Below are 3896 nucleotides of genomic sequence, written 5' to 3'. Positions count from 1 at the left end.
AAAAAAAACTAGCATTCCCTTACGTTTCCTTGCCTTCTATGAAACAAATGCTAGGATCCTGCAATCGTTCTTAATCCGAATATACTCATGTTAAAAATCTTTGTTAAGTATGCACTTGTTGGTGGTCTTAATACCGCAATCCATTGGTTAACTTTTGCAGTTGTATACTACTCATTTGATCATAAGCAGATGATCAGTAACTTTGCGGGATTTTGTGTCGCTGTCACATTTAGTTTCTTTGCTAACGCCAAGTGGACTTACCAGGCAGAACACACAACCACAAAATACTTTCTGTATGTTGGCTTCATGGGGGCGCTTGCTCTTGCCTGTGGTTACCTGGGTGACAAGGTTGAACTTAACCCAATATTAACCCTGATAGGTTTTTCAGCAATAAGCCTCCTAATTGGATTCCTATACTCGACATTCATCATATTTAGGGAAGAATAATGAAAATATCTCTTGTCGTCCCTGTCTTCAACGAAGAGGACACTATTGCTATTTTTTATCGGACAGTCCGTGAAAAACTGTCTCAGCATGAGGTAGAGATTGTTTTCATTAATGACGGGAGTAGCGACAATACAGAAAGCCTAATTAACGCGCTGGCAAAATCAGATTTGCTCGTTAATGCGCTATCCTTCACCAGAAACTTTGGTAAAGAACCCGCTCTGTTCGCAGGTCTAGAAGCTTCAACAGGTGATGTGGTCATTCCTATCGATGTAGACCTTCAGGATCCAATTGACGTGATCCCCCGACTTATTGAGAAGTGGCAGGAAGGTGCCGATGTGGTTCTGGCTAAACGGGCGGACAGGTCGTCGGACAGCCATTTTAAGCGTAAAAGTGCTGAGTGGTTTTATAAGCTCCATAACATGATCAGCAAACCTAAGATTGAGGAAAACGTTGGCGATTTTAGGTTAATGTCTCGCGCTGTCGTAGAAAACATTAAGTCTCTCCCTGAACGAAACTTATTCATGAAAGGGGTTCTGTCTTGGGTCGGTGGCCGCACCGCAGTGGTCGAATATACCCGAGATGAACGCGTAGCCGGTTCGACAAAATTCAATGGTTGGAAACTGTGGAACCTTGCTCTCGAAGGCATCACATCTTTCTCAACTTTTCCACTGCGCATGTGGACTTATATTGGACTTTTCGTCGCCAGCCTTTCTTTCGCCTATGGCATATACATGATTTTTGACACGGTGATCTTTGGTAATCCTGTACACGGATACCCGTCTATCTTGGTTTCTATTCTTTTCCTCGGTGGAATCCAACTAATAGGTATTGGTGTTCTGGGTGAGTATATAGGCCGTATATATATAGAAACGAAGCAAAGACCAAGATTTATTATGAAAAAAGGTAATGATAGTGAATAAAAAAATAGATAAACTGTTCGTTATTCTTTCAGTTTTTTCTTTCCTCTTTGTCGCTTTAATGTTCCATTCCTGGAATGACAACTCTTACGTCGAAATCCCAAAAACCCAAGGGAAGCTGGATAATTGGGGGGTTGATTTTTGCGACATTAAAAATAATTACGTCTATATTTCTGCGTGGTCATATCCTGCCGGGGTTAGAAAGTTTGAAAACACCATGTATATAAAATCTCTAAACGGTAAAGGATATTTTCGACTCCATGGACAAACATATAGAAGAAATTTAGAAACTAAAGAGATGAAATCAAGTGATGAGTTCGATAACTCTGGCCTGGTTTCTTCTATCAGAATACCACCATGGAATGAACCTGTGGGAAGAGAGATTGTGATGATTTCGCGAGCAAAAGACGGAGAGTTGTATAGAGGTGATTATGTCTGCAAATGATAAAATGAGAAATGCTATGGTTCTATTCGTAATTACATTATTAATTGCAATAGGCATGCGTGTTGAGTTGCAGAATTTCGCGGATGACTTCATTTTCTCTCATGCGTTGGACCATACCTCTTTGCACGATTACATGATAAAAAGATATCAAGGCTGGAGTGGTAGATTCACCCTGGATGCTTTAATGGTAAGTACTATTAACTATCATATAGTTTGGAAAATTGGAATCCCTGCTTCACTATTGATTCTGTGTGCCTCAGTGTCCAAGATAATCTCTGGCAAGGTCAACCTTGCACTGACAACAGCATTTCTGTGTCTTTTTATGCTCATTCCATTTTCTATAAATGAGAATGCCGCATGGTGGGTGACAGGGTTTTACAATTATTTGCTTCCCGTCTCTATGCTTTCTTATTCTATGTCAGTTTTCCTTAAAACTGGCAAAGTTAATTTTTCAGAGGGATTTGCCGCTGTTATCTCCTTATCTATTTCTTGCTTTAATGAGCAAACAGCTTTCTTCACGCTTGCAGTTACAATAATCGCAATTGCCATTAATAAACTGTACAGAAGAAAATTCAGTTATATATATTTACTTTTTTCATTAATAAATTCTGCTTTGCTTTTCCTTTCTCCGGGAAACTTTATCAGAGCGGAAAAGGAATCATGGCGTTGGCTGCCAGGATTCAAAGAAATGCCGTTGTTAAATAAATTAACATTTGGCTTTGATAGAATACATCAGACCGTTGTGATGCATGATGGAGTCATTTTTGGAATAATCTGCGTTTTATCTTTAATTATTATTAGAAAATTTTCTCAAAAAAGCAAAATATCATTATTTTTTAGCTCTGTATTAGTAATACACTTAATATTGATGCTTATTAAGCATTTCCATCTTGCTGACCTTGGTGTTGCTTTCTACAATGAAGAGTATCTAAATGCTCAAAGATGGATTTCTTATAGCAGATACCTTTCATATCTTTTTTCTTTGCTGGTAATTTTCTCTGTTTTTTATGCAATGGCGATTGCTACCGTTCAAAGGAATACTATAGCTAAGCCCATGATAGCGTTGCTTATTGGGTATGCAACTATAGCCATGCTCAGTTTCTCACCAACTGTATTTGCTTCCTGGATGCGGGTTTTATTTTTCTGGGAGGTTATAGCAGCAACAGCGTGCCTATGGATTTACTACGAATTTTTAAGAGATGATGAAAGTAGAAATACGTGGATTTTAGCGGGGTTAATGCTGGCCGCAGCCATGTCATTTTGATTTTAAATTTAGAATTCATGAATAAATATCCTCCGGCATAGCCGGAGGTTTTTCATATGCGCCTGTAAGGCTTTGTTACCGGCCGAGCCCTAACAGGCGCATTGCAATCTGAAATTTGCATCCAAATTCGTTACTTACTACCCGTAAATGGGCTGCCTGGATACGGTATTGATAACTGCTCGCCCAGTTTAACCTGCTCCACTTACTGCTTTATGTATTCCTGTATCTTCGATGTATTTTTCCACACCGTATCAACATAATACCCTCTGCACCAAGACTCCCTGTTCCTGTTCCTGTTCCTGTTCCTGTATTTGAATTTCAGATCTCCAAATTGTTCATACAGCATCAGTCTTCTTCAAGTTCCACACCGATCGCGAAACGGCCCAACTTGATAGCTTCTCCTATCTAGGAACCGGATCTCATGGGAAAATCAGCAAATACATCACCCGGTCTACAGCTGGCGTTGACGATGTCTCTCATCATCTCTGCTGGCTTTCAGCACGGATGCTTTGCGTTGCTTCTGACACTCAAGGGAATAGTTGGATGGTTTTCCTCAATACAGTCCGCTGTAATGCTCAGCGAAGGGGATCCGCTCAGTGGCTGAGAAGTACGACCTCAAGTCTTCTTTGTGCTGCCTGTTTCAAGGCCCAGAAGGTTTGACCCAGATGATGTGTGTACATCAGCAATGGGCCTCGCATCAGTGCATGATACGGAGGACGGTCCTTACAGCGTTTGATTCCGCCACACCACAGAAGAACAGGCAGAGATTGCGCATCTTGAGTCCGACTTTTATGAAAGGCAGAAATAAAAAAACCACCCGAAG

The 3896-nt window shown here is 40.5% G+C and carries 5 protein-coding genes and 2 pseudogenes; 4 read left to right on the top strand and 3 right to left on the bottom strand.

Going from position 1 to position 3896, the window contains the following annotated elements; all coding sequences use genetic code 11:
• The first annotated feature begins 87 nt into the window (after nucleotides 1-87).
• From UC14_RS24900 to UC14_RS24885, 4 genes are read left to right on the top strand one after another with little or no spacing between them, the layout of a single operon-like run.
• Entirely contained in the window at nucleotides 88-447 is a 360-nt protein-coding gene (locus UC14_RS24900) for a GtrA family protein (RefSeq protein ID WP_112151620.1), read from the top strand.
• Nucleotides 447-1367, top strand: a complete 921-nt coding sequence (locus UC14_RS24895; protein ID WP_112151621.1) for a glycosyltransferase family 2 protein — start codon at nucleotides 447-449, stop codon at nucleotides 1365-1367. Before UC14_RS24900 ends, UC14_RS24895 begins: the two co-directional genes overlap by 1 nt.
• Nucleotides 1360-1809, top strand: a complete 450-nt coding sequence (locus UC14_RS24890) for a hypothetical protein (protein ID WP_131638064.1) — start codon at nucleotides 1360-1362, stop codon at nucleotides 1807-1809. Before UC14_RS24895 ends, UC14_RS24890 begins: the two co-directional genes overlap by 8 nt.
• Nucleotides 1796-3073 (top strand): DUF6056 family protein, encoded by a 1278-nt coding sequence (locus UC14_RS24885; RefSeq protein WP_112198644.1) that lies wholly within the window; start codon nucleotides 1796-1798, stop codon nucleotides 3071-3073. The genes UC14_RS24890 and UC14_RS24885 overlap by 14 nt, the downstream gene beginning before the upstream one ends.
• Nucleotides 3074-3203: 130 nt before the next feature.
• On the opposite strand, the pseudogene UC14_RS27225 reads toward UC14_RS24885, so the two are convergent.
• The 3 genes and pseudogenes from UC14_RS27225 to UC14_RS27215 form a co-directional block, all read right to left on the bottom strand.
• Nucleotides 3204-3422 (bottom strand): annotated as a pseudogene (locus UC14_RS27225) (IS200/IS605 family transposase); the annotation flags it as partial.
• A gap of 59 nt (nucleotides 3423-3481) precedes the next feature.
• Nucleotides 3482-3583, bottom strand: a pseudogene (locus tag UC14_RS27385) (site-specific DNA-methyltransferase); the annotation flags it as partial.
• A gap of 83 nt (nucleotides 3584-3666) precedes the next feature.
• On the bottom strand, nucleotides 3667-3896 hold a 230-nt coding region (locus tag UC14_RS27215), incomplete at its 5' end, for a hypothetical protein (RefSeq protein ID WP_232829737.1).

The organism is Rahnella sp. NRRL B-41462 (assembly GCF_003263525.1).
Classification (GTDB): Bacteria; Pseudomonadota; Gammaproteobacteria; order Enterobacterales; family Enterobacteriaceae; genus Rahnella; species Rahnella aceris.
Note: the sequence above shows the minus strand (reverse complement) of the source record. Positions and strands in the feature narration are given on the sequence as shown.

What these genes read in the sequence shown, in the direction of transcription:
- UC14_RS24895 (WP_112151621.1), top strand. Translation starts at nt 447, where the DNA reads ATGAAAATATCTCTTGTCGTCCCTGTCTTCAACGAAGAGGACACTATT.
- UC14_RS24900 (WP_112151620.1), top strand. Translation starts at nt 88, where the DNA reads ATGTTAAAAATCTTTGTTAAGTATGCACTTGTTGGTGGTCTTAATACC.
- UC14_RS24885 (WP_112198644.1), top strand. Translation starts at nt 1,796, where the DNA reads ATGTCTGCAAATGATAAAATGAGAAATGCTATGGTTCTATTCGTAATT.